The organism is Burkholderia sp. B21-005, from assembly GCF_020843965.1.
Lineage (GTDB): Bacteria > Pseudomonadota > Gammaproteobacteria > Burkholderiales > Burkholderiaceae > Burkholderia > Burkholderia ambifaria.
In genome coordinates this window covers 2,350,893-2,375,939 of the sequence record NZ_CP086302.1, presented here as the reverse complement: position 1 = coordinate 2,375,939, position 25,047 = coordinate 2,350,893, and the positions used below count along the sequence as shown (strand labels likewise).

Below are 25,047 nucleotides of genomic sequence, written 5' to 3'. Positions count from 1 at the left end.
AAACCAGCCATGCACTACGCAATCCACGAAGGCACCTTCGAACTGCCGGACGCGGCGCTCGACCGCACCGTCAACATCCTGATGATGAACGCCGGCCCAGGCGGCCTCAACCTCGTGATCGCCCGCGGGCGGTTTCGCGACGGGGAGAATCTCGACGCGTTCGTCGCGCGCGAATGGGAAGTGGCGTCGCGCGATGCCAGGATGCTGACCGAGAAGGCGCGCCGGCCGGTCACGGTTGCCGGGCGTGCGGGTATCCAGATCGATTCGACGCACGAGCGCGACGGCCGGCTCTGGCATCAGGTCCAGACCATGTTCCCGTCGGACGACGCCGGTCGCGTGCTGGTGATGACGTTGACCAGCGCGGCGCCGCTGACCGACGAACAGCAGGCGATCGCCGACCGGATGCTCGCCAGTTTCCAGCCCCGCGGTGCCAGACCGACCCTGCTCGGGCCGGGTGACGTGTCGTGAGCGCGGAACACTTCGCGGCCGCGCGCTTCGAAGACCCGATCCAGCACACGTCGTTCTGGGGCGAGCTTGTCGGCACGGTCGGGTCGGTGATCGGCGGTGCCGTCGTCGGCGCATTGGTGGCGGAGGCGATGGAAGGGCTGGTGTTCGTCGGCCTCGCCGCGCTCGAAATCGGCACGGCAGGGTTGGCGACGCCGCTCGTGATCGCGATCGGTGTCGGCGTGGCGGTCGGCTCGGGCGCGCTGATGGAAGCGAGCGGCATGAACGAAGCCATCGACGACGGGGCGAAGGCGCTGGCCGATGCGATCGCGCCGCCCGAGATCAAAGGCAAGATCGCGAGCGGCTCGGGGAACGTCTACGTCAACGACAAGCCGGCCGCGCGGGCGGCACAGCCGGGCGATCTCGATACCGTTGCGTGCACGGACCATTCCGGGCCGCAGATGATCGCCGACGGTTCGGGGAGCGTTTACATCAACGATCAGCCGGCTGCACGCGTTGGCGACAAGACGACTTGCGACGGCACGATCGCCGAAGGTTCCGACAACGTTTTCATCGGTGGCGGCACGCAGCGGGTGCGGGACGTGAAGTCGGCCACGCGGCTCGGATGGCTCGGGGCCGCGCTCGGTATTGCGCTGGCCGTGTGTGGCCGCGGCAAGATGAGCTGGGGGCAGTTTCTGAAGAGCAAGGTGCCGTGTCTCGCGATTAATTTTGCGGCCGGTGCTTTCGGTACGTGGCTTGGCAGCCTGGCGAGGCCGTCAGCCGGCCACCCGGTCAACGTCATTACCGGCGGCAAGATTCTCGACGGCACGGACGATACCGACTTCGCATTGTCCGGGCCGCTGCCGATCGTGTGGCAGCGCTTCTACAGCAGCCACGATGATCGTGCGGATGGTCTGTTCGGGCCGGGCTGGAGCGTGCCGATCAGCGTTGAGCTTCGGCTGGCGCGCGAGCATGGCGAGGTCACGTCGATCACGTACTGGGACGAGCAGGGGCGCGATATCGTGTTCCCGGCCGTGCCGCCCGGTGAGAGTCATTTCAGCGTGCCGGAAGGTATTTACCTGATTTGCACCGAAGGCGGCCACTACGTGGTTGAAACGGTCGATGGGCTGTATCGCGATTTCGGCCGCGCTCGTCGTGATGCGGACAGCGAGACGCTCACGCTGTGGCGGCTCGAAGATCGCAACGGCAACTGGATCGAGGTGGAGCAGGAAGCTGCCGCTGGGGTTGTGCGGCCCGCGCGGCTGCGTGACAGTGCCGGACGCATGCTGACGCTGGTCTATGAAAGATCGCACCCCCGACGCGTTGCCGCGATCGAGTTGAGCCGCGGCGTCGATGGTGAACGACCCGACACGCTGGTGCATTACGCATACAACGACGCAGGCGAACTAGTGGCCGTCACCGATCGCAGCGGCCACACCGCGCGTCGCTTCGCATACGAACGCGGACTGATGGTCCAGCACACGTTGCGCGGCGGCTTGAAGTGCTTTTATGCGTGGCAGGGAGTCGGTCGCGATGCGCGTGTCGTGCGCCACTGGACGGACGACGGCGAAGCGTACACGTTCGATGCGGATCTCGCGCGGCGTACGGTGACGATTACGGACCAGATCGGTCGCGTTACGCAGTGGACGTGGAATGAGGATCAGCAGCCGACCAGTCATACGGATGCCGAAGGCCATGTATGGCAACTCGAGTGGAACGCGATGCGGCAGTTGGTCAGCACGACCGATCCGGCCGGGAATACGACCCGCTTCGAATACGACGAGCGGGGGCGGCAGACGCAGCGTATCGATGCGCTCGGCCAGGTTGAGCGCACCGAATGGAACGGGCACTACGATCTGCCGGTAGCGGAAACCGATCCCGCCAACGCGCGCTGGATTTACCGCTACGACGAGCGCGGCAACCTGACGATGGCGCGCGATCCGGCCGGCTTCGCGACCGAGTATTACCGCGATGAGCGTGGGCTCGTGCACACGATTCGCGACGCGCGTGGCGGGTACAAGTTCCTCGAATGGAATGGTCGGGCGCAGTTGACCTCGTACACAGATTGTTCCGGCAAGGTCACGCGGTTCGCGTATGACGCACGTGGGGCGCTTGCGCGTGTGACCGATGCGGCGGGGCAGGCCACCGTGTACGAAACGGATGCGATGGGGCGGGTCACCGGGATCGGGACGGCCGATGGCGCGCGGCAGATGTTTCGGTACGATGCGGCCGGGCGTCTCGTCGAGGTCGTCGATGCGAACCAGCGCAGCACCCGCTACGAACTCAATCCGCGTGGATTGTTGCTGTCACGCACGGACGCGGCCAATCGTGTCGTGCGGTTCGGTTACGACGATGCGTTCCGGCTGGCGAGCTTGACCAATGAGAATCGCGAGTCGTATCGCTTCCAGTATGACCGTCGCGACCTTCTGGCCGCGCAGATTGGTCTCGATGGCCATAAACGAACTTACGAATACGACGTGTGCGGTCAAGGCACGATCGTACGGGATGGGCAGATCGAGACGCGATACGAACGCGACGCGATCGGGCGACTGACGGCGAAGCAGGCCACGCATGAGCGATGTGAATACCTGTATGACAAGGCGAGCCGGGTCGCATCGGCCGAGTTGTACACGCTGGCGGCTCGTGGTCCGTCGCTGAAGAATCGGGTCAACCTGAAATACGGCGCGCGCGGAGAGGTCCTCGAGGAATACATGCCGACGGGCTGGCTTGCGCATACGTATGACGAGCTTGGCAATCGCGTCGGCACGACGATCTCCGGTGAGCGGACGATCGATTGGCTGCATTACGGTTCGGGACACGTGCACCAGATTCGTTTTGATGGTGCTGCGGTCGCAGACATCGAACGGGATGATCTGCATCGCGAGGTGCTACGGACGCAGGGCAAGCTGACGAGTCATTTCGGATATGACGCGGTGGGTCGTCGGGCGCGGCACGCTGCGCAGCGAGGCAAGGCGGGCGGCGAGTTGCTCGCGAAGCAGTGGCAATACGATGCAGCAGGCGACGTGATCCAGAAGCGGGATCAGCGTTATGGCACGACGAGCTATCGGTATGACCCGACCGGGCGTATCGAACAGGCGGCAGGGCCGGGATTGCCGTCGGAAGTGTTTCGCTGGGACGCGGCGGCCAACCTGGTGTCGAGCGATCACCCGGGAGGCTATGTCGAGCACAACCGGCTCAAGATGTTCGAGGACAAGCGCTTCGAGTACGACGCGTACGGGCGGCTGGTTCGCAAGCTGAGTGGGCACGGCCCCGCCAAAGAGCTGGTGCTCGAGTACGACGACTGGAATCAGCTGAAGTCTGTTGTGACGAAGGACCGGCTCGGCGTCGGGACCACGCATTTCGAATACGACGCGTTCGGCCGGCGGATTCGGAAGCTCAATGGCAGTTACGCGAGTACGGATTTTCTGTGGGATGGCATGCGACTCGTGCAGGAGACTTATCACGATCGTCAGGGGGAGGAAGCGCTGACGTACTTGTACGAGTCCAATAGTTATGTGCCGCTTGCTCGGATCGACCAACGTGCATCGGCAGCGAATGACGCCAATGCAAGGGATGCCGTCTACTATTTCCACAACGATGTTTCGGGAATGCCCGAGGAGCTGACTGACTCAGACGGTGAGTTGATCTGGCAGGCACGCTACAAGGTTTGGGGTAACGCGGTGCAGGAGGAGTGGATTGCACAAGAGCCGCAGAGGTCTATGCCGACATGGGGCGAGGTGCAGTCAACTACATCGACACCTGCTCACGTACCGCGACCGCAGAATCTGCGTTCCCAGGGGCAATATCTGGACCGGGAGACGGGGCTGCACTACAACACGTTCCGGTTTTACGATCCCGACATTGGTCGCTTCATCAACCCCGACCCGATCTCGTTGCGGGGCGGGATCAACCTGTACCAGTACGCACCCAACCCGCTCTCGTGGATTGATCCGTGGGGGTTGACAGGGTTCTTCACCCCGTCGGTATTCGCCGCGCCGTCCGGGAGCACTCATACTGTTTATCAACAAGCAATTGACTGGAATTTGCCGGTGAACACACGGGGCGGGACAGTAACCAACCTTGATTTGGCTGCAAGTGGGAAAAGTCCGTTTGTTGTGAAAAACGGTGTGTATTCACAGCTTAACCTGCATCATTCGAATCAAGATGGATTGGGCGCATTGTTTGAATTGTCGGCGGACACCCATCAACGGTATTATGGTAGTAATGCACTGCACCCCTATTTGCCCAATCCGCACCCGGTGAATCCGGTGAATAGAGATACATTCAATGCGGACCGTGAGGCATATTGGAAGCAACGTGCTGCCGCTGAAGTGGACCGAAGAAAATCTGCTGGACGATGTGGAGGGTGATATGCTGTCAAATAAGATTATTTTATTTTGTCAGAATAAAAAATGGTGGTTTGATGATGTTGAGCCGACATATAAGGATGCCCTGCTAAAAATGGGGTTTGATATTTCATCAGATTTTTCGCAATTTTATTTGCACGTGGAGGATGGTCCGACATTCACGTCGAAAAATGGAGAGATCTATCAAATCTGCTGGTTTTTGAATAATTCCGACTATGATGGTAGATTGAGGGTTGCTCGCGAGATTCTTAAAATACCAGAGCCATATATTCCCCTGGATTCATTCGCGGGGGAGCGAGGATATTTCTACAACATGGAAACGGGCCAGGTTTTTGATGTTGGGTTGGGCAACTCTTTAAAAGAATTCGTAGCGGGCAATGCGAAGGCTCAATGGGGTGGGTTCAATGAATTCATTGAGTGGTTTTTTGATATTTGACTATCAAATTGTTTTTTTGATGCGATGAGGTTGCTGGCAGAATGGTCCGTCGCCGGAACACTTTAGCTGCAACATCCGGGCAAACATCGTCGGGCAAACACCCGCCGGGAGGTTTCCGTGATTGTCAATTGGCCGTATGGATTCCGCGTCGTGCAAGTAGTTCGCTGATGCCGGTTTGCACGGCGTGTTCGGTCGCTTGAGCTTGTTTTGCTGCAGGCGAACCGGGCACGTCGGCGTTGCGATCCTGTCGGCGGTTTTCACTCGGCCCACGTTTTTTGAAGCGTGGGCTTTTGTTTTTCTAGATCTCGACTGCGACCGCTTCAAGGAAATCAACGACTGCCTCGGCCACGATGTCGGCGACGCGGTGCTTGTCGGTGTCGCGGCGCGGCTGTGCACGCAGGTGCGTGAGATCGATCTGGACCGGACATCGGACGTTTCATCAATCCCGCCCCGATCTGCCTGCTGGTTGGAAGGAACCCCTATGGGTACGGTGTCAATCCATTAGTTTGGGTCGATCCGGGGGGGCTGGGCATATGGGGAATTTAGCGGGAAAGCACCGGAAGTCCACAACTTGGCCGGTGGTGGGGGGGATGCGCGCTCAATACGAATTTCAACAGTATCGATCGTCGAGGCCAAGATCAATGGCAAGACACCGCTATTTGCGGCGGGAAACGGGGGCCGGCTAAGTCCGGCACAACGACAAGCGCTTATGAAGATGGGAGTGCCAGAATAAAATATTTCCTATGGGAAGAAGTCTATCGATGGTTTTTGATGAGATCGAAAACTATGCGGAGTAAATTGTTTTTCGCAATCTTTCCGAAGGTGCCGAGGTAAGTCGATGGGGTATCTCTTGGGGCGGATTGCAAAGGAATGCGTTGTGTCCATCGTGCCAGCCCCACGTGGATCAAGCTGGTGGGATTTTTGATTAGGAGATTAGTATGTCCGATATCGAGACACATAAAGAATATCTCGGATCAATTCTTGCCGCAGGGAAGCTCGATAACCTTGCTCGTTTTGGTGTTTGGTGCTGTATTGGGCTTGCGCACGATGATGCAATATTCGAGTTTCTTGCCACGCATGCGACGGGTACAAGTGCACAGATCAAACAGCGAGTTGGCGACTACCTGGATCAAGTGTGGAGTGGAAACCAAACACCCAATCCGCTAAGTGACCTAGAGCAAGTGGACTGGGACCCTGATGCAGTCGCAATGGACGACGATGCTGTGGCCCAGGGGACGACTGATTTGCTCGCAGGGCTATCCTTCCTGGCCCAATGGTGTACTGGGCACAATGTCGAACGGTTGGTTGCATGCGCCGAGGTTCTGATCAATCGAATTGACTACTTAGAAAATTTCGAGTTGATTGGTGGGCATGTAACCAATCTAGTTGAAAATGAAATGAACGCTCAGAAGGACTTTGCCTGGGATCTCGTTGCAGATGTCTTGTCCGATCAGGACAAGAGAAAATATCACGAGTGGTTATTCAATCTCGGAACCCCTTGAATCACGAACTTACGCACGAGCGTGTAAACGGCGTGGGTGTCGCGGTTGGTGTCGATGTACGGCAGCCGCGCGAACCTGCTCAGGGGGACCGTGCTTGTACCGCGCCGTGCGGGCGTTGAAGATCAACGGCACGACGTCGCCGAGTTGTCCACCGCTGGCGAACGGGCTGTCACCGGGACTCTACAACTGCAATATGCCAGCAGACATCGTCGCGCCACCCTTCGGGAAGGTCTCAGTGACGCCAAGGCAGTGGTCGTCGAACGCTTGTATTTCGCAGCATGCGACCGTACCGCGCAAAGCGGCACATCAAGCCGGGTAGGGCAGCCGCTACCGGCCACCCCCAAACATCACCAAGCGACATCGCAAGAAGACCGCGCCGTCCCCGCACCGCCCGTCGCCGTGCAATGCGAACCCGCGCCGTTGTCATAGAACGTCCGTGTCTCCGGCTGCGGCACCGACGGATCGTATGGATTTGGCGCACCGTGCGGACCGTGCGCGGCATCGAAAGGTCGCGTCGGCGCATACGGTCTGCCGCCGCCAGGAGCGTGTGACCCACTGGCCCGCAGATATTCATTCCAGTTCAGTTCACGCTGCTCGTGCCTAGGCAACGCGCGCCCCAAGCTATCCTTCCCGCCCGCACCGAGCGCGACGCGATTCGAAGGCCATACCGAATCGCCAGATCCGTGTTCATCCGAAGGCTGCGGCGCAAGCGTATCGCCTGAAACCCGCACCGGCCGCGTATCCGGCGTATCGAACGGACTACGTTCGACTGGCGCCGCATACTTCACGCGCCGCGTCGTCCGCGCCACACGCCCATCATCCCGAACCACAACCCGACGTTCCGAACGAAACACGTTGGCGCCGCCCGACCGATCGATCAGCGAATCGCGCGCGGAAGCATCAACAGTAGAGACAGAAAGCGCACAAGCAAGCGCAGCAGCGGAAGAAAAGCGGAGAGGATGATTCATTGGCGATCCGAACAGGTGATATGCAATGAGAGAAAAACGGCAGATCACTGGCTGGCGGCTGGGCGACGGAAGGGTGTCGAAGCGGCCCTGAAGCGACTACGGGGCGCGGCGGACGCGACACGCAGGAAGGCTGGCTGGATTGCAGAGGCGAGTTCGCATTATTTCATAAAAATAACAATAAGCTTTCGCGTGAGTCGGATTCGTCAGCAAACAGAAGGATTGACCGCTCCGACCCAACGCCCCGCATCGGTGCACGCCAACCCAATCATCAGTTGATTGATTCAGACGCATCAGACCCTATAAAACCAAAAGATCGTACGCGGCGCACCCGAAACTCACCACGAAGCCCACCCAGCAAGCCTCAAACCCCACCTACCCACCCAAAATCGCAACCCAATTGCACCCACCGCAAACGTTACCACCTCCACCAAGTTGCGCCGCAATCGCCACCCGCCACCCGGCAAGTTTCTCCGTGTTTTCCCTCATAACACCGGCATTTTTGACAGACGATTTAAAAACGCCCATATAATTTCGGCTGCCTTGCCAATGGCTGTCGGACCATCCCTCCGAACGAGCAATTTGGCAAGCGGGGCAGGCGAAACGCTTGCGCAATGCAAGACGCATCACGATGTCTTTCCGAACCAGACGTCCCCTTCGGGGACTGCAAGAGCCGGGCCCCGCTACGCATCATCCATCCGCAGGTCCGTCTTCATGTGTCTCGGGCGTGTCCCATGTCCTCGCCCCGGGTGCTGTTCGATTGCGCAAGTCATGCCGCCTTTGCCCGTATGACTAACAACATCGAGGAGCTCCTGATGACGCTGTCCCGTCTTACGTCCATTTCCGTCGCCGCCGTGCTGTTCGCCGCCGGCGCCGCCGCCGCGCAAGCGGAAACCGTGAAGATCGCCATCGCTGGTCCGATGAGCGGTTCGGTCGCCCAATACGGCGACATGGTGAAGGCCGGTGCGCTGACCGCGATCGAACAGATCAACGCGGCAGGCGGTGCGGGCGGCAACAAGTTTGAAGTCGTGATGATGGACGACGCTTGCGAACCGAAGCAGGCCGTCGCCGTCGCCAACAAGATCGTCAGCCAGAAGATCAAGTACGTGATCGGCCACGTGTGCTCGGGTTCGACGATCCCCGCATCCGACATCTACGAAAACGAAGGCATCGTGATGGTCACGCCGTCGGCCACCGCGCCGCAGCTGACGGAAGGCAAGAAGCGCCACTTCATCTTCCGCACGATCGGCCGTGACGACCAGCAAGGCCCGGCCGCCGCGCACTACATCATCAACAACGTGAAGCCGAAGAAGGTCGCGATCCTGCACGACAAGCAGTCGTACGGCCAGGGCATCGCGTCGTCGGTGAAGAAGGACCTCGAAGGCGCGAAGATCCCGGTCGTCCTGTTCGAAGGCGTCAACGCCGGCGATTCGGACTACTCGGCGATCATCACGAAGCTGAAGTCGCAAGGCGTCGACTTCGTCTACTTCGGCGGCTACCACCCGGAAATGGGCCTGCTGATGCGCCAGGCGCGCGAGCAGGGCGTGAAGGCAACGTTCATGGGGCCTGAAGGCGTGGGCAACAAGGACGTGACGGCGATCGCCGGCCCGGCTTCGGAAGGCATGCTGGTCACGCTGCCGGCCGACTTCTCGGCCGACCCGTCCAACGCAGGCCTCGTGAAGGCGTTCGCGGACAAGAAGCGCGACGCGAACGGCCCGTTCCAGATGCCGTCGTACGCAGCGGTGAAGATCATCGCCGACTCGATCGCGGGAGCGAAGACGACGGATCCGACGAAGGTCGCCGCGTACATGCACAAGACGACGTTCGACACGCCGATCGGCAAGGTCGCGTATGACGCACAGGGCGACCTGAAGTCGTTCAAGTTCGTCGTCTACACGTGGCACAAGGACGCGACGAAGACCGCCGCCCGGTAATACGGAGTACCCGCCCCGCGCACCGCTCTGCCCGTCACCCGGGCAGGGCGCGTGCGCATTTGGCCGTTGCGCGGCCAAGGGGCGGCCCGAGACGACACCGTGCGTTGCGCGCGGCCGAACGCCGTGATCCGGCGACGGCATGCGACCAGCGCCAACGGGAGCTTCCCGCACATGACTGACTTCTTTCCTCAATTCGCCCAGCAACTGGTCAACGGCCTGACGCTGGGTGCGATCTATGCGCTGATCGCCATCGGCTATTCGATGGTCTACGGCATCATCGGCATGATCAACTTCGCCCACGGCGAGATCTACATGATCGGCGCGTACGTGGGCCTCGTGACCCTCACCGCGATCGGCATCTCCGCCGGCTATCCGCTGCCGCTCGTGCTCGGCGCCGCACTGATCGTGTCGGTGATCGTCACGGGCCTGTACGGCTTCGCGGTCGAGCGCGTCGCGTATCGCCCGCTGCGCGGCGGCCCGCGCCTCGTGCCGCTGATCTCCGCGATCGGCATGTCGATCTTCCTGCAGAACTACGTGCAGATCGGCCAGGGGGCGCGCGACGTGTCCGTGCCGGTGCTGATCTCCGGCGCGTTCGAGATCCATCTCGGCGGCGACTTCGACGTGACGATTCCGTATGCGCGTCTCCTGATCGTCTGCGTGACGCTCGTGCTGATGATCGCGCTCACGCTGTTCATCTCGCATTCGCGGATGGGCCGTGCGTGCCGCGCGTGTGCCGAGGACATGAAGATGGCGAACCTGCTCGGCATCGACACGAACCGCGTGATCTCGTTCACGTTCGTGCTCGGCGCGATGCTGGCGGCCGTCGGCGGCGTGCTGATCGGGCTGACGATCGGCAAGCTGAATCCGTACATCGGCTTCGTCGCAGGCATCAAGGCGTTCACCGCCGCGGTGCTCGGCGGGATCGGCAGCATCCCGGGCGCGATGCTCGGCGGCGTGCTGCTGGGCCTCGCTGAAACCTTCGCAGCAGGCTACATGCCGGCCGAGTACAAGGACGTGGTTGCGTTCGGCCTGCTCGTGCTGATCCTGCTCTTCCGCCCGACCGGCCTGCTCGGCAAGTCGGACATCGAAAAGGTCTAAGGGAGACGCAAATGAGTCAAGTCATTTCCGTTCGCCGTCCGGCCGCCGACGCGTCGGTCAGCCAGGCGCTGAAGAATGCCGTGGCCGCCGCGTTCCTGACGGCGATCCTCACGATTCCGGTGCTCGGGCTGCAGTTGAAGCTCGACGGCTATCAGGTGGTGCTGACGCCGCACTGGCGCCCGGTGTGGATCGCGGTCGCGGCCGTGTTTCTGTTCCAGCTGTTCAAGCCGTGGCTCGTGCGCGCGAAATCGGCGGTGAAGCTGCCGGCGCTGCCCGCGATGGGCGCGCAGCAGCAGCGCGTGGTCATCTGGGTGCTGCTCGCGGTCGGGCTCGTGTGGCCGTTCTTCGGCTCGCGCGGCGCGGTGGACGTCGCAACGCTCGCGCTGATCTACGTGATCCTCGGTCTCGGGCTGAACATCGTGGTCGGTTTCGCGGGTCTGCTGGACCTCGGCTATGTCGGGTTCTACGCGGTCGGCGGCTATACGTACGCGATGCTGAACCAGTATTTCGGGCTGTCGTTCTGGGAGTGCCTGCCGATCGCGGCGATCGCGGCGGCGACGTTCGGCTTCCTGCTCGGCTTCCCGGTGCTGCGCCTGCGCGGCGACTATCTCGCGATCGTCACGCTCGGCTTCGGCGAAATCATCCGCCTGCTCGCGAACAACCTGACGAGCCTCACGGGCGGCCCGGACGGCATCTCGAGCATTCCGAAGCCGACGGTGTTCGGCTTCGAGATGGCGCGCTCGGCGAGCGTCGAAGGCGCGAAGACCTTCCATGAGCTGATCGGGCTGGAATACAGCGGCGAGCACATGGTGATCTTCCTGTACCTGATCGCGCTGGTGCTGGTCGGCTTCACGCTGTTCGTGACGAGCCGCCTGATCCGCATGCCGATGGGCCGCGCGTGGGAAGCGCTGCGCGACGACGAGATCGCGTGCCGTTCGCTGGGTCTCAACCCGACGCGCATCAAGCTGTCGGCGTTCACGCTCGGCGCGGCGTTCGCGGGCATCGGCGGCGCGTTCTTCGCGGCGCGTCAGGGCCTCGTGAATCCTGAGTCGTTCACCTTCATCGAATCGGCGCTGATCCTCGCGATCGTCGTGCTGGGCGGGATGGGCTCGCAGCTCGGCGTGATTCTCGCGGCGATCCTGCTGACCGTGCTGCCGGAAGTCGCGCGCGGCTTCGCCGAGTACCGGATGCTGATCTTCGGTCTGGTGATGGTGTTGATGATGATGTGGCGTCCGCAGGGCCTGCTGCCCGCGAGCCGTCCCCACGTGGAGTTGCCGCAATGAGCGCGAATGCAGAACTGTTGAAGGTCGCCGGGCTGCAGATGCGCTTCGGCGGGTTGCTCGCGGTGGACGGCATCGATTTCGACGTGCGCCGCAACGAGGTGTTCGCGATCATCGGGCCGAACGGCGCAGGCAAGACCACGGTGTTCAACTGCGTCGGCGGCTTCTACAAGCCGACCGGCGGCGACGTCGTGCTCGACGGCCACGCGATTGGCGGGCTGCCGAGCCACAAGATCGCGTTGAAGGGCCTGGTGCGCACGTTCCAGAACATCCGCCTGTTCAAGTCGCTGACGGTCGTCGAGAACCTGCTCGTCGCGCAGCATCGCAAGGTGAAGGCCGGGCTGCTGCCGGGCCTGTTCTCGACGCCCGCCTATCGTCGCGCCGAGAAGGAAGCGCTCGAACGCGCGGCCCTGTGGCTCGACCGGATGGGGCTGAGGTCGGTCGCCAACCGGCCGGCCGGCACGCTGTCGTACGGGCACCAGCGGCGTCTGGAGATCGCGCGCTGCATGATCACCGAGCCGCGTCTGCTGATGCTCGACGAGCCGGCGGCCGGTCTCAACCCGCAGGAAAAGATCGAGCTGCAGCACCTGATCGACAAGCTGCGCCATGAGTTCGGCGTGTCGGTGCTGCTGATCGAACACGACATGAGCCTCGTGATGGGCGTGTCGGACCGCATTCTCGTGATGGAGCACGGCCGGCCGATCGTGATCGGCACGCCGGAAGCGGTCCGCAACGACCCGCGCGTGATCAAGGCGTATCTGGGGGAAGAGTGATGCTGAAGCTGGAACAGGTCCATACGCACTACGGCGCGGTCGAGGCGCTCGCGGGCGTGTCGATCGAGGTGAAGAAGGGCGAGATCGTCACGCTGATCGGTAGCAACGGCGCCGGCAAGACGACGCTGATGATGACCGTGTGCGGCACGCCGCGCGCATCGTCGGGCCGCGTGCTGTTCGAGGGCAACGACATCACCGCGATGTCGACGCACCAGATCATGCGGCAGGGGATGGCGATCTCGCCGGAAGGGCGGCGCGTGTTCCCGAGCCTGACGGTGCTCGAGAACCTGAAGATGGGCGGCTTCTTCGCGAACCGTCACGAGATCGACGACGGCATCGAGCACGTGTTCAAGCTGTTTCCGCGCCTGAAGGAGCGCGCGACGCAGCGGGCCGGCACGATGTCGGGCGGCGAACAGCAGATGCTGGCGATCGGCCGCGCGCTGATGAGCAAGCCGCGTCTGCTGCTGCTCGACGAGCCGACGCTCGGCCTCGCGCCGCTCGTGATCGCGCAGATCTTCGACATCATCCGGACGATCCGCGACGAAGGCGTCACGGTGTTCCTGGTCGAGCAGAACGCGAACAAGGCGCTCGGTGTGGCCGATCGCGGCTACGTGCTCGAAACAGGGCGCGTGGTGCTGGCCGACACGGGCGCGAACCTGCTCGCGAACGACCGGATCAAGCAGGCGTATCTCGGCGGTTGATGAGGAAAGCCGCCGGCCTGCAACGGGCCGGCGGCGAAGCCGATGCTTTTGCGGACTGAATGGCAGACTGCAGAAAGCCGCGACCGATTTTGCTGCGATCGTCGCTCAATTCGGACTACATCTGAACACGGCCGCGTTGCACGCGCGTTCACGCGTGCAGCGCCAGCCCTTTCACGGCCTTGTCCACGGCCTTCTTCGGTCCGTGCAGCGCCAGCCCGACCAGATCCAGATTCTCCGCATCCCCGGCGCGAAACACTTCGCGGTTGGCCGCGTCGTGCCCGGTCGAAAACATCGCATGCACGTACGGCACGATCGTCAGTTCGCGCGACAGCGCCTGCCGGTGGGCGGCCTGCAGCCCGTTCAAGTCGGACGCGAACACCAGCATCGGCTGGCCCAGCATGCGTCCGTAGCGGCGGCCTGCCGCATCCTCGTAAGGCTCGCCGAGCGCGTCGGGCGCTTCGGCCGCGACGCCCGTCGCGAGAAACGCGACGACATTGAGTTTCTGCCACGCCGCGAGATCGTCGCGCACGATCAGCGCCACCTTGGTATCGATCATGATTGCTCCTCGTTGAAGCACGCATGATCGGATGTCGCGCGCGCTCAGTCTGGAACGTTTGTGCACAGTTGCCGGTACGCGGCCGGCGTGATCCGGTACGCGCGGCGGAACCAGCGGCCCAGGTGGCTCTGGTCGGCGAAGCCGACGTCCGCGGCCGCCTGGGCGGGCGTGCGGCCGGCCGCCAGCAGCCGACGCGCGGCGCGCAGCCGCAAGCGCACCAGGTACGCGTGCGGCGAGGTGCCGTACGCGCGCTGGAACAGCCGCGTCAAGCGGAACCGGTCGATCCCGGCGGCGCCGGCCAGCTCGTCGAGGCCGAGATTGCCATCCATGTGCGCATGCAGCAGATCGCGCACGCGCGCGATCGCCGGCGGCACGACGCTGCTTTCCAGTGCGAGCGGGACGCCACGCAGTTCGCCGCCGAGCCGCGTCAGCAGGCGGTCGAGCGTCTGATCGCGCGCGAGCCGGCCTTCGTTGCCGTGGATCGCGACAAACGCGTGCCGGATCGCATCGACGAGGCTGCGGTCGTCGACGAGCGTATGGCCGAACGCGGCTTCGACGCTGCCGAGGCCCGGCAGGTCCAGCCGGCGCGCCGCGCGTTCGACCCAGGCTTGCGGCAGGTACAGCATCCCGTAGGTGAAGCCGCCCGCTTCGGGCGCATGGCCGTCGTGCATCGCGCCGGGCTCGATCAGGATCGCGCGGCCCGGCACGCTCGTATGCAGCGAACGGTGGCACTGGAAACGCTGCACGCCCTGTTCGGTGAAGCCGACCAGCATGTCGTCGTGATCGTGCGCATCGTACGCATGGCCGTTGAAATGCGCGTGCAGGCTTTCGATGCCGGTTTCCGCATCGCGCCGCGCGACGAGCCAGTGGTCGCGCGTGTCGGGATTGTTTGCCGCTGTCGTCATCGCCTGCCTCGCGCGTCGTCGTTGCGTGATGGGTAGTGTACGCAGGTCGCGGAGTGGCGGTTGCGGGTGCCGGTCATGCGTCGCTCGCCGCCGCGCGTTCGTCGCGCGCATATTGCGCGGGCGGCCGGCCCACGTGCCGCGTGAACGCGACGCTGAAGGTGCTCGCGGAACTGTAGCCGACGCGCCCGGCGATTTCCGCGATGCGCCCCTCGTCGCGGCGCAGCAGGTTTTTCGCGAGCGCCATGCGCCATGTGAGCAGGTATTCCATCGGCGCGACGCCGACCGCGCGGCTGAAGCGTTCGAAGAAGGTCGAACGCGACAGCGCCGCTTCCTTCGCGAGCTCGATGACCGTCCACGGGTGCGCGGTGCGTTCGTGCATCCCGCGGATCGCGGCGGCGAGACGGCTGTCGGCGAGACCGCGCACGAGGCCGGGCGATGCGCCCGTGTCTGCCGAAAACCGCAATGCCTCGATCAGCAGCACTTCCACGAGGCGCGACAGCACGAGTTCGCGCGCCGGCCGCTGCGCACGCGATTCGTCCCGCACCAGTTGCACGAGCGTGGTGAGGCGCGGTTCGCCGCGCACGTGCACGTATTGCGGCAGCAGCGACACGAGCAGCGCCGAGTCGGGCGAACTGAAGCTGCAGTGGCCGGCCATCATGCGCGCGTCGACCGGGCGGCTCGCGTCGCCGATCCGGTATTCGCCGTTGTCGAGCACGACCGGCGCGGCCGTTTCGACGCCCGGCGGCGGCAGCTCGAGACTGGAGATCGCGACGCCGTAGGCCGCCGGAATCAGCACGAAATCGGCGGGCAGCAGCGCGATCGGCGGATGCCCGTCGATCGCGACCCGGCACCCGCCTTCCAGGACCACGCAATAGAACGGCTCGCCCGCAACCGTCCGGCTGATGCACCAGGGGCTCGCGCCGTGAACGAGTTTGGAATACCGCGTGCTCGGCTGCAGCAGCGTCACGACCTCGGCTAGCGGATCGATCATCGCCGGACTCTCGCAAAAGAAAATCGGATTTTCGATTGTAGCGAATACGGATGCGGCCATCTATCGTACGAACACATGCCCAACACGTCACAGGAGTGAGTTCGCATGAAGACCGTATTGATCACCGGCTGTTCCTCCGGCTTCGGCCTCGAGATCGCCCGCTATTTCCTGGCCCGCGACTGGCAGGTCGTCGCGACGATGCGCACGCCGCGCGAGGACGTCCTGCCGCCGTCGGAGCACCTGCGCGTGCTGGCGCTCGATGTCACGAACCCCGACAGCATCCGCGCGGCGATCGACGCCGCCGGCCCGATCGACGTGCTCGTCAACAACGCGGGTTTCGGCGCGGCCGCGCCGGCCGAACTGATGCCGCTCGACACCGTGCGCGCGCTGTTCGAGACCAACACGATCGGCACGATCGCGGTGACGGAAGCCGTGCTGCCGCAGTTGCGCCGGCGCGGGGCCGGCGTCGTCGTGAACGTCACGTCGAGCGTCACGCTGAAGGTGCTGCCGCTGCTCGCCGCCTATCGCGCCAGCAAGGCGGCGGTCAATGCGTACACCGAATCGATGGCGCTCGAACTCGAACCGTTCGGCGTGCGTGCGCGTCTCGTGCTGCCGGGCCGGGCACCGGACACGCGTTTCGCCGACAACGCGCGCGTGCACGTGCACGGCTTCGAGCACGAGGCTTATGCGGAATTTGCCGCGGCGGCCTTTACGCGCATGGTCGACGAATCCGCGCCGATTACCCATGCGCGGGACGTCGCCGAAGCCGTGTGGCGTGCGGCGACCGATCCGTCGTGCCCGATGCGCATCCCGGCCGGCGCCGATGCCGAAGCATGGGCGGCCGAAGCGCGTTGATCGACCGGACCTCCCGAGCCGTCGCGCCGGCCGTTCGACCCGGCGCGGCGGCGCGTGCGAGGTAGGGCGGGGCGTTACAGCGCGCGTGCGATCGCCTGCTCCAGCAGCGACAGGCCGAGATCGATCTCTTCGTCGCTGACGGTCAGCGGCGGCGCGATCCGGAACACGCCGCCCATGCCGGGCAACTGCACGATGTTCATGCTGAGCCCGAGGTTCATGCACTCACGCGTGATCTTCGCGCCGAGCCCGTCCGCCGGCTCCTTGGTCCGGCGATCCTTGACGATCTCGACGCCGAGCAGCAGCCCGCGCCCGCGCACGTCGCCGATGCAGTCGAAGCGCTCCATCAGGTCGAGCAGCCCGCGCCGCAGCCGGTCGCCCATCACGTTCGCCCGCTGGACGAGGCCGTCGCGCTGCACCACGTCGAGCACGCGCAGGCCGACCGCGGCCGGCAGCGGATCCGACACGTGCGTCGTATAGAACAGGTAGCCCAGTTCGTGCGCGCGCTCCTCGATCTGCGCGGACGTGACGACGGCCGCGAGCGGCAGCCCCGCGCCGAGCGTCTTCGACAGCGTGAGGATGTCGGGCGTCACGCCGTAGCGCTGGCACGCGAACATCGTGCCCGTGCGTCCGACGCCGGTTTGCGCTTCGTCGAGGATCAGCAGCATCCCGCGCGCCTCGCACTTGCGCTTGAGCGCCGCCATGTAGCCTTCCGGCAATTCGATGATGCCGCCGGAGCTGAGGATCGGCTCCGCGATGAACGCGGCGAGGTTGCCGCTCGACTGGCGATCGATCAGGTCGAATGCGTAGTCGAGTTCGGCGAGAGGGTCGTACGCGCCGCCATGCTCGAAGCGCGGCCGGTACGCGAACGGCGCCGGAATCGCGAACGAGCCGACGGCGGCCGGGCCGACACCCCTGCGGCCGGCGCTGTACGTGGCGGACGCCGCCGCGCCCGTCATCCCGTGCCACGACTGCGCGAAGCCGACGATCTCGTACTTGCCGGTGACGAGCTTCGCCATCCGGATCGCCGCTTCGTTCGATTCCGCGCCGGTGCTCAGCAGCAGCGCGCGATCGAGGCCGGGCGGCGTGATGTCGGCGAGGCGCGTCGCGAGGTCGACGACCGGGCGCGACAGCATCCCGCTGAACAGGTGATCGAGCTTGCCCGCGTATTCGCTGATGACGGAGACGATCTCCGGATGGCTGTGGCCGAGCACCGCGCTCATCTGGCCCGACGTGAAATCGAGGATCGCGCGGCCGTCGGCGTCGTAGACGAAGCTGCCTTGCGCGCGCTCGATGATCATCGGCTCGAACGTGCCGCCGTAGCGGATCAGGTGCTGCCTGGCGTTGTGCCAGAAGGTTGCGTCGTCGTTCAGGGACATCGGGCTTCTCCGGACCAGGGCCAAGGATCGCTTGCAGTCTAGGCGTGGGTCTGGTTTTATGGAAACGAATAGTGCTTATGCAAGGTAGAAAGGGAGCTAATACCTTGGGACGTTCGCTCAAAATCGACCTGCTGCGCTCGTTCGTCGTCATCGCCGAGGTGCGCTCGCTGAGCCGCGCGGCGGCGCGGGTCGGCCGCACGCAGTCCGCGCTCAGCCAGCAGATGCGCCGGCTCGAGGAAAGCGTCGACCAGCCGCTGTTTCAGCGCACCGGCCGCGGCGTGGTGCTGACGCACCCCGGCGAGCGGCTGCTCGTGCATGCGCAGCGCATCCTGCGGCAGCATGACGAGGCGATGGCCGACCTGTGCGGCACCGGGTTGTCGGGCAGCATCCGGTTCGGCTGTCCGGACGATTACGCGGCCGTGTTCCTGCCGTCGCTGCTGCGGCAGTTCTCGAGCCAGCATCCGCTGGCGATCGTCGAGGTCGTGTGCGGGCCGACGCCGCGGTTGCTCGAACAGCTCGACAAGCGGGCGGTCGATCTCGCGATGATTTCATTGCCGGACGATGGGTTGACCGACGACGTCATCCGTCGCGAGCAACTGGTCTGGATCGGTTATCCGGGCCTCGATGCCGCGCAGTTCGATCCGTTGCCGCTCGCGCTTTCCGATCCCGATACGCTCGATCACATCGCGGCCTGCGATGCGTTGCATCGCGCGGGCCGCGATTATCGCGTCGCGTATGCGAGCAGCAGCCTCGCGGGGCTGACGGCGCTCGTGCGTTCGGGGCAGGCGTTCGCGGTGATGACGCAGACGGCGGTGCCTGCCGATCTGGCGATCCTCGCCGGCGATCGCGGGCTGCCGCCGCTGCCGGCGGTGGGCATTACGCTGCGCTTCGACCGGAAGCGGCCGTCGCATCTGACGGCCGCGTTTGCGGAGCATATCCGGGCGGTGTTGCCGGTGCTGTGACGGTATGCATTTGCTCTGGACAATGCGGCTGCTGCCGTCAATCGTCCGGCATCAACGCGGGATTGAAGACGATTTCCCACAGATGCCCGTCCGGATCCTGGAAGTACCCTGAATAACCGCCCCAGAAGGTCTTTCCGGCCGGCTTCACCAACCGGGCACCGGCAGCAAGCGCTTGCCGCATCACGTCATCGACTTCGTGCTCGCTCGCGACGTTGTGCCCGATCGTGAACTCGGTCGCGCTGCGCGCCGTCACCGGCAGCCCGGCATCGTGCGCGATGTTGCCGCGCTCGAACAGCGCGAGCTTCAGTCCGCTGTGGAAGTCGAAAAAGGCGACTGCGCCGTGTTCGAACTCGGTGCCGACGATGCCTTGCGTCGGCAAACCCAGCCCGTCGCGATAGAACGTCACGGCGGCGTCGAGATCGTCGACGCCGAGGGTCAGCACGCTGATTCGGGGTTTCATTGGGGCGCCTCCACCGGATGAGTGGCGATGCGAATGCGAAGATGAAAGGGTATCCGCGATCGAACGCACATAAAAGCCGCCTGTCAACAAACGGGACGCGCGGTGGCCGCCACTTTTCGCCAGCGGGGAAGCAGGCGGGGGACGGCCAGTTCGCGACCGGCGTTCTAGAATTGACGCGCGAACGACCGAATCGCCTTTACCCGCCCGATGCTGCGACGCCGACACCGGCCCGTCGGGCGAACTGCTCTCTTCAACGGATTCCAACATGCGCATCCCGCCGCTCAAGGCCATCATCGCGTTCGAAAGTGTCGCCCGGACCAAAAGCGTCAATCGCGCGGCGGAAGAGCTCGGCCTGACCGCGTCCGCCGTGAGTCACCAGCTCAGCAACCTCGAATCGCAGATCGGTCAGCCGTTGTTCCAGCGCTCGGGGCGCGGCCTCGTCCTCACGCCGACCGGCGAACGCTACCTGACGGACGTCACCGGGTCGCTCGCCGACTTGAGCCGCGCAACCGAGCGTGCGTCGAGCCGCACGGAAGTGGACATCCTGCGCGTGCATTCGAGCCCGAGCTTCGGGTTGATGTGGCTGCTGCCGCGGCTGTCGTCGTTTCAGGAGGCGAACGGCGATATCCAGCTGAATCTGGCGTGCTCTTACGAAAACGTATCGTTCTCGAACGGCTTTTACGATATCGACGTCCGGCACGGCTACGGCAACTGGGACAACCTCGAGGTCCGGACGGTGCGCGGCGAGTTCATTGCGCCGCTCGCGTCGCCGCAATACCTCGAGCGGCATCCGGTGAAGGCGCCGGAAGACCTGCTCGCGCATCGGCTGATCTATTCCGAAACGCCGCTGGTGCAATGGAAGCAGTGGTTCGGCCGGGCCGGCGTACCGCTCGCCGCTCAGAAGACCTTCGATTTTTCCTTCGACCGCTCGTACATGTCGCTCGAAACCGCGGCGCTGGGCCTCGGCATCGCGCTCGAAAGCCTGATGCTTGCGTCGGTGAAAATTCGCGAAGGGCGGCTGGTGCCGGTGTTCGACGCAACCCATGCGGTCGAAGTCGGCGCGCATCATCTCGTTTACCCGCGGCAGAACGCGGAATTGCCGCGCGTGAAGCGCTTCCTCGCGTGGATCGAGCGGGAGGTCGCGGGTCACGGGCGGGCGAGCTGAGCGAACCGCCTCCGGTCCGTACGCAATATTGCGTTGCAGCACGCCGCGACGGGCTGCGCGGCGTCATCTGAAATTTTCTCAACTATGGCTGAGCGTTTCCGCGTTGATGCGGGTGTCGGGCGAGCCGACACTCTGGACACACATCAACACAGGAGACGAACGATGTTGCTCGACAACAAGACCATCATCGTGACCGGCGCGGCGTCGCCGCGCGGCATCGGCAAGGCCACCGCCCGCGCGCTCGCCGCCCACGGCGCGCGCATTGCGATTCTCGACCTTCGTCGCGAAGACGCCGAGGCGGCTGCCGCCGAACTCGGGACGAACCATCTCGGGCTGGCTTGCGACGTGACCGATCGCGATGCGTGCGTGGCCGCGGCCCGCGCGACGCTGGAGCGCTATGGGCGCATCGACGGCCTCGTGAACAACGCCGGCATCACGCAGCCCGTGCGCACGATGGACATCTCCGGGCGCGACTTCGATGCGATCGTCGACGTGAACCTGCGCGGCACGCTGTACATGTCGCAAGCGGTGTTGCCCGCGATGAAGGAGCAGCGTGGCGGCAGCATCGTCTGCATGTCGTCGGTGTCCGCGCAGCGCGGCGGCGGCATCTTCGGCGGGCCGCACTACAGCGCCGCCAAGGCCGGCGTGCTCGGCCTCGCGAAGGCGATGGCACGTGAATTCGGCGCCGACCATATCCGCATCAATTCGATCACGCCGGGCCTGATCCAGACCGACATCACCGGGGACAAGCTGACGTCGGAAATGCGCGAGGAGATCATCAAGGGCATTCCGCTCGGCCGCCTCGGCGATGCCGCCGATGTCGCCAATGCATGCCTGTTCCTGCTGAGCGACCTGTCGAGCTACCTGACGGGCATCACGCTCGACGTCAATGGCGGGATGCTGATTCACTGAGAACGGCGCCGCGAAGCGCGCGGCGCCGACCATCATGCACCCGGGACAACCCGGGGCCATGGCAGGAGACAAAGATGAGAGCAAAGTACCCCGCATCGCCGGTTCAGGGCGACATGCTGCAACGGGACGATGCACGGACGTTCGAGGCGGCCACTTATGCGAAGGTCGCGCGCCGGCTGATCCCGTTCCTGATGTTGTGCTACCTGGGCGCGTATCTCGACCGCGTCAACGTCGGATTCGCGAAACTGCAGATGCTCAGCGACCTGCGCTTCAGCGAGACGGTATACGGGATGGGCGCGGGCATCTTCTTTCTCGGCTACTTTCTGTTCGAAGTCCCGAGCAACCTGATCCTGCATCGCGTCGGCGCGCGCCGCTGGCTCGCGCGCATCATGCTGACGTGGGCCGTGATTTCGGCAAGCTTCGTGTTCGTCAAGTCGCCCGGCGCATTCTATGCGCTGCGGTTTTCGCTCGGCGTCGCCGAAGCGGGTTTTGCGCCGGGCGTGATCCTGTACCTCACGTACTGGTTTCCGTCGGCGCGTCGCGCGAAGGCGCTGTCGATGTTCTTCATGGCGATTCCGCTCGCCGGGATCATCGGCGGCCCGCTGTCGGGCGCGATCATGCACTCGCTGCACGGCGCGATGTCGATGGCGGGCTGGAAGTGGCTGTTCCTGCTCGAGGCGCTGCCTTCGTTGGTGCTCGGCTTCGCGATCCTGCTGTATCTCGACGACGGCATCGCCGGCGCGAAATGGCTGACCGACGCCGAAAAGGCCTTGCTGACGCGCAACGTATCGGCGGATGCCGAGCACACGACCGCCCACCTGTCGATTCGTGCCTTCGTCGCCGACCGCCGCCTGTGGTTGATGGCCGCGATCTATTTCTGCGTCGTGCTCGGGCAGTACGGGCTCACGTTCTGGCTGCCCACGATCATTCGCAAGGCCGGCGTAGCCGATCCGCTGTGGGTCGGCCTGTTCACCGCGGTTCCGTATGCGTGTGCGATCGTCGCGCTGCCGCTGATCGGCATGAGTGCGGATCGCCGCCGTGAGCGCCGCTTCCATCTGGCGGTGCCGATGCTGATCGCGGCGGCGGGCTTCGCGACGTTGCCGCTGCTCGGGAGCGTCGGTGCGTCGATCGTGTGCCTGAGCATTGCGTCCGCCGGCATCCTCGCGTCGTCGTCGCAGTTCTGGTCGCTGCCGACGGCGCTGCTGGGCGGGATGTCGGCAGCCGCCGGGATCGCCGCGGTCAACTGCTTCGCGAATCTGGCGGGCTTCTTTTCCCCGGCGATCGTCGGCTGGCTGAACGACCTGACCGGCAAGTCCACCGCGGGGCTGCTCTTCATCTCCGCCGCGATCACGGTCGGCGCACTGCTGGTGTTCCGGGTGCCCCGATCCGTCAACCGCTGATCGCCCGATTCCTTGTGATCCCAAACTGGAGCTATCGATGGATACCGAAACCGTCCATGAAGCGGTCACGCTCGCCGAGCGCGCATACCGCATCCGAAGAAACGCCGTGCTGATGGGCGAAGTCCAGGGCCAGGGCTATGTCGGCCAGGCGCTCGACATCGCCGACGTGCTGGCCGTCGCGTATTTCGGCGCGATGCGTTATCGCCCCGACGATCCAGAGTGGGAAGGGCGCGACCGCTTCCTGCTGTCGAACGGCCACTATGCGATCGCGCTGTACGCAGCGCTGTTCGAAGCCGGCATCCTGCCTCCCGACGAACTCGAAACCTACGGCAGCGACGACAGTCGCTTGCCGATGTCCGGAATGGCGAGCTACACGCCCGGGATGGAGATGTCCGGCGGTTCGCTCGGGCAGGGCCTGACGATTGCGGTCGGCCGTTGCCTCGGTCTCAAGCGCAATGGCTCGGATGCGCTCGTCTATACGCTGTTTTCGGATGGCGAACTCGACGAAGGCGCGATCTGGGAGGGGCTCATGTCGGCCGCGCACTGGAAGCTCGACAACCTGATCGCGATCGTCGATGTGAACAACCAGCAGGCCGATGGCCCGTCGACGCAAGTCATGGCGTTCGAACCGCTGGTCGACAAGCTCGAAGCGTTCGGCTGGTACACGCAACGCGTCGACGGCAACGACATCGACGCCGTGAAGCGCGCGTTCGACAATGCGCGCCGGCATGCCAAGCCGCAGCCGCGCATCATCGTCTGCGACACGAAGATGGGGTGCGGCGTGCCGTTCCTCGAAGCACGCGAGAAGAGCCATTTCATTCGCGTCGACGCACACGAGTGGAAGCTCGCGCTCGACGCACTCGAAGCAGGGAGACACGCATGAGTACCGTCGACAACAAGCCGCGCCTGAAGACTTCCGCGATGATCGCGTCGATCGCGGCCGAGGGACAGGCGACGCGCTCCGCCCCGTTCGGCCATGCGCTGGCGAGTCTTGCACGCGCGAACGGCAACGTGATCGGCATGACGGCCGATCTTGGCAAGTACACCGACCTGCACATTTTCGCGAAGGAATTTCCGGAGCGTTACTACCAGATGGGCATGGCGGAGCAATTGCTGATGGGCGCCGCCGCCGGCTTCGCGCACGAAGGGGCGCAGCCGTTCGTCACGACCTATGCGGTGTTCGCGACGCGCCGGGCATACGACTTCATTCACCAGGCGATTGCCGAGGACAATCTCGATGTGAAGCTGGTGTGTGCGTTGCCGGGACTCACGACCGGCTACGGGCCGAGCCATCAGGCGGCAGAGGACCTTGCGCTGATGCGTGCGATGCCGAACATGACGGTGATCGATCCGTGCGACGCGCTGGACATCGAGCAAATGGTGCCGGCGATTGCCGCGCACAAGGGGCCGGTATATGCGCGCCTGCTGCGTGGAAACGTGCCGGTCGTGCTCGACGAATACGATTACCGTTTCGAACTCGGTAAGGCCAAGCTGCTGCGCGACGGCAACGACGTGCTGCTGATCTCGTCCGGGATCATGACGATGCGCGCGCTCGAGGTTGCGAAGGCGCTTGAAGCGGATCGCGTCGATGTGGCCGTGCTGCACGTGCCGACGATCAAGCCGCTCGATACGGCGACCCTCGTTCGCGAGGCTTCGCGCAAGGGGCGCATGGTGATCGTCGCGGAGAACCATACGGTGATCGGCGGACTCGGCGAAGCGGTGGCGACTGCATTGCTTGGAGCCGGCGTTGCCGCACCGTTCCGCCAGATCGCGCTGCCGGATGCGTATCTCGCCGCGGGCGCGTTGCCGACGCTGCACGAGCGCTACGGGATCTCGGTCGGCGCGATGCGCGCGAATATCAGGTCGTGGGTCGGATAAGGGCCGGTGCAACGTCCTGGAAACAAAAAAACCGCGAAGCCTTGCGCTGTCGCGGTTTTTTGCACATGCCCGAAACACGGAGAACCC

At 64.1% G+C, this 25,047-nt stretch carries 21 protein-coding genes and 1 pseudogene; 17 read left to right on the top strand and 5 right to left on the bottom strand.

Features of this window, described 5'->3' with window-relative positions:
• The first annotated feature begins 9 nt into the window (after positions 1-9).
• The 10 genes and pseudogenes from LMA02_RS27210 (at position 10) to LMA02_RS27160 (ending at position 13,500) form a co-directional block, all read left to right on the top strand.
• A complete protein-coding gene (locus LMA02_RS27210; RefSeq protein ID WP_228908258.1) occupies positions 10-468 on the top strand; it encodes a DcrB-related protein in 459 nt (152 codons plus the stop codon).
• The gene (locus tag LMA02_RS27205) at positions 465-4,814 is read left to right on the top strand and encodes an RHS repeat-associated core domain-containing protein (protein WP_228908257.1); all 4,350 of its coding nucleotides are present in this window, start codon (positions 465-467) and stop codon (positions 4,812-4,814) included. Before LMA02_RS27210 ends, LMA02_RS27205 begins: the two co-directional genes overlap by 4 nt.
• On the top strand, positions 4,762-5,247 hold the full coding sequence (locus tag LMA02_RS27200) for a hypothetical protein (protein WP_228908256.1): 486 nt from the start codon (positions 4,762-4,764) through the stop codon (positions 5,245-5,247). The genes LMA02_RS27205 and LMA02_RS27200 overlap by 53 nt, the downstream gene beginning before the upstream one ends.
• Positions 5,248-5,545: 298 nt before the next feature.
• Positions 5,546-5,665 (top strand): annotated as a pseudogene (locus tag LMA02_RS35625) (diguanylate cyclase); the annotation flags it as partial.
• Between the two features lie 520 nt (positions 5,666-6,185).
• Complete coding sequence (locus LMA02_RS27190; protein WP_228908255.1) at positions 6,186-6,749, top strand: hypothetical protein; 564 nt, start codon at positions 6,186-6,188, stop codon at positions 6,747-6,749.
• 1,780 nt (positions 6,750-8,529) lie between these two features.
• Positions 8,530-9,648 (top strand): branched-chain amino acid ABC transporter substrate-binding protein, encoded by a 1,119-nt coding sequence (locus LMA02_RS27180; protein ID WP_166721800.1) that lies wholly within the window; start codon positions 8,530-8,532, stop codon positions 9,646-9,648.
• Between the two features lie 171 nt (positions 9,649-9,819).
• Entirely contained in the window at positions 9,820-10,746 is a 927-nt protein-coding gene (livH, locus tag LMA02_RS27175) for a high-affinity branched-chain amino acid ABC transporter permease LivH (RefSeq protein ID WP_006749488.1), read from the top strand.
• Positions 10,747-10,757: 11 nt separating this feature from the next.
• On the top strand, positions 10,758-12,029 hold the full coding sequence (locus tag LMA02_RS27170; protein WP_006749487.1) for a high-affinity branched-chain amino acid ABC transporter permease LivM: 1,272 nt from the start codon (positions 10,758-10,760) through the stop codon (positions 12,027-12,029).
• Entirely contained in the window at positions 12,026-12,799 is a 774-nt protein-coding gene (livG, locus tag LMA02_RS27165) for a high-affinity branched-chain amino acid ABC transporter ATP-binding protein LivG (RefSeq protein ID WP_228908253.1), read from the top strand. Before LMA02_RS27170 ends, livG begins: the two co-directional genes overlap by 4 nt.
• A complete protein-coding gene (locus LMA02_RS27160; protein ID WP_228908252.1) occupies positions 12,799-13,500 on the top strand; it encodes an ABC transporter ATP-binding protein in 702 nt (233 codons plus the stop codon). The genes livG and LMA02_RS27160 overlap by 1 nt, the downstream gene beginning before the upstream one ends.
• 148 nt (positions 13,501-13,648) lie before the next feature.
• Here the strand turns inward: LMA02_RS27160 and LMA02_RS27155 are convergent, their stop codons facing one another.
• The 3 genes from LMA02_RS27155 to LMA02_RS27145 form a co-directional block, all read right to left on the bottom strand.
• Entirely contained in the window at positions 13,649-14,056 is a 408-nt protein-coding gene (locus LMA02_RS27155) for a DUF2000 domain-containing protein (protein ID WP_138849408.1), read from the bottom strand.
• 44 nt (positions 14,057-14,100) lie between these two features.
• Positions 14,101-14,961, bottom strand: coding sequence for an AraC family transcriptional regulator (locus tag LMA02_RS27150; protein ID WP_228908251.1), 861 nt, complete (start codon positions 14,959-14,961; stop codon positions 14,101-14,103).
• 73 nt (positions 14,962-15,034) lie between these two features.
• A complete protein-coding gene (locus tag LMA02_RS27145) occupies positions 15,035-16,012 on the bottom strand; it encodes an AraC family transcriptional regulator (protein ID WP_228908250.1) in 978 nt (325 codons plus the stop codon).
• 45 nt (positions 16,013-16,057) lie between these two features.
• Between LMA02_RS27145 and LMA02_RS27140 the strand changes: the two genes are divergently transcribed.
• Positions 16,058-16,807 (top strand): SDR family oxidoreductase, encoded by a 750-nt coding sequence (locus LMA02_RS27140; RefSeq protein WP_228908249.1) that lies wholly within the window; start codon positions 16,058-16,060, stop codon positions 16,805-16,807.
• A 74-nt stretch (positions 16,808-16,881) separates the two neighbouring features.
• Here the strand turns inward: LMA02_RS27140 and LMA02_RS27135 are convergent, their stop codons facing one another.
• Entirely contained in the window at positions 16,882-18,183 is a 1,302-nt protein-coding gene (locus LMA02_RS27135) for an aspartate aminotransferase family protein (RefSeq protein WP_228908248.1), read from the bottom strand.
• Between the two features lie 77 nt (positions 18,184-18,260).
• On the opposite strand from LMA02_RS27135, the gene LMA02_RS27130 reads away from it, so the two are divergent.
• Positions 18,261-19,145, top strand: coding sequence for a LysR family transcriptional regulator (locus LMA02_RS27130; RefSeq protein WP_228908247.1), 885 nt, complete (start codon positions 18,261-18,263; stop codon positions 19,143-19,145).
• A gap of 37 nt (positions 19,146-19,182) precedes the next feature.
• On the opposite strand, the gene LMA02_RS27125 is transcribed toward LMA02_RS27130, so the two are convergent.
• Positions 19,183-19,605, bottom strand: coding sequence for a VOC family protein (locus LMA02_RS27125; RefSeq protein ID WP_228908246.1), 423 nt, complete (start codon positions 19,603-19,605; stop codon positions 19,183-19,185).
• A 265-nt stretch (positions 19,606-19,870) separates the two neighbouring features.
• Here LMA02_RS27125 and LMA02_RS27120 point away from each other — a divergent pair, with 265 nt between their 5' ends.
• From LMA02_RS27120 to LMA02_RS27100, 5 genes are all read left to right on the top strand, one after another.
• Complete coding sequence (locus LMA02_RS27120; RefSeq protein WP_105831773.1) at positions 19,871-20,770, top strand: LysR substrate-binding domain-containing protein; 900 nt, start codon at positions 19,871-19,873, stop codon at positions 20,768-20,770.
• 162 nt (positions 20,771-20,932) lie between these two features.
• Positions 20,933-21,682, top strand: a complete 750-nt coding sequence (locus LMA02_RS27115; protein WP_228908245.1) for an SDR family NAD(P)-dependent oxidoreductase — start codon at positions 20,933-20,935, stop codon at positions 21,680-21,682.
• A 74-nt stretch (positions 21,683-21,756) separates the two neighbouring features.
• Positions 21,757-23,082 carry an MFS transporter gene (locus LMA02_RS27110; protein ID WP_228908244.1) on the top strand — a complete coding sequence of 442 codons (1,326 nt, stop codon included), beginning with the start codon at positions 21,757-21,759 and terminating at the stop codon, positions 23,080-23,082.
• A gap of 37 nt (positions 23,083-23,119) precedes the next feature.
• Positions 23,120-23,965, top strand: a complete 846-nt coding sequence (locus LMA02_RS27105; RefSeq protein WP_228908243.1) for a transketolase — start codon at positions 23,120-23,122, stop codon at positions 23,963-23,965.
• Positions 23,962-24,960: a transketolase family protein gene (locus tag LMA02_RS27100; RefSeq protein ID WP_228908242.1), complete on the top strand. Its 999-nt coding sequence runs from the start codon at positions 23,962-23,964 to the stop codon at positions 24,958-24,960. Before LMA02_RS27105 ends, LMA02_RS27100 begins: the two co-directional genes overlap by 4 nt.
• Positions 24,961-25,047 lie beyond the last annotated feature (87 nt).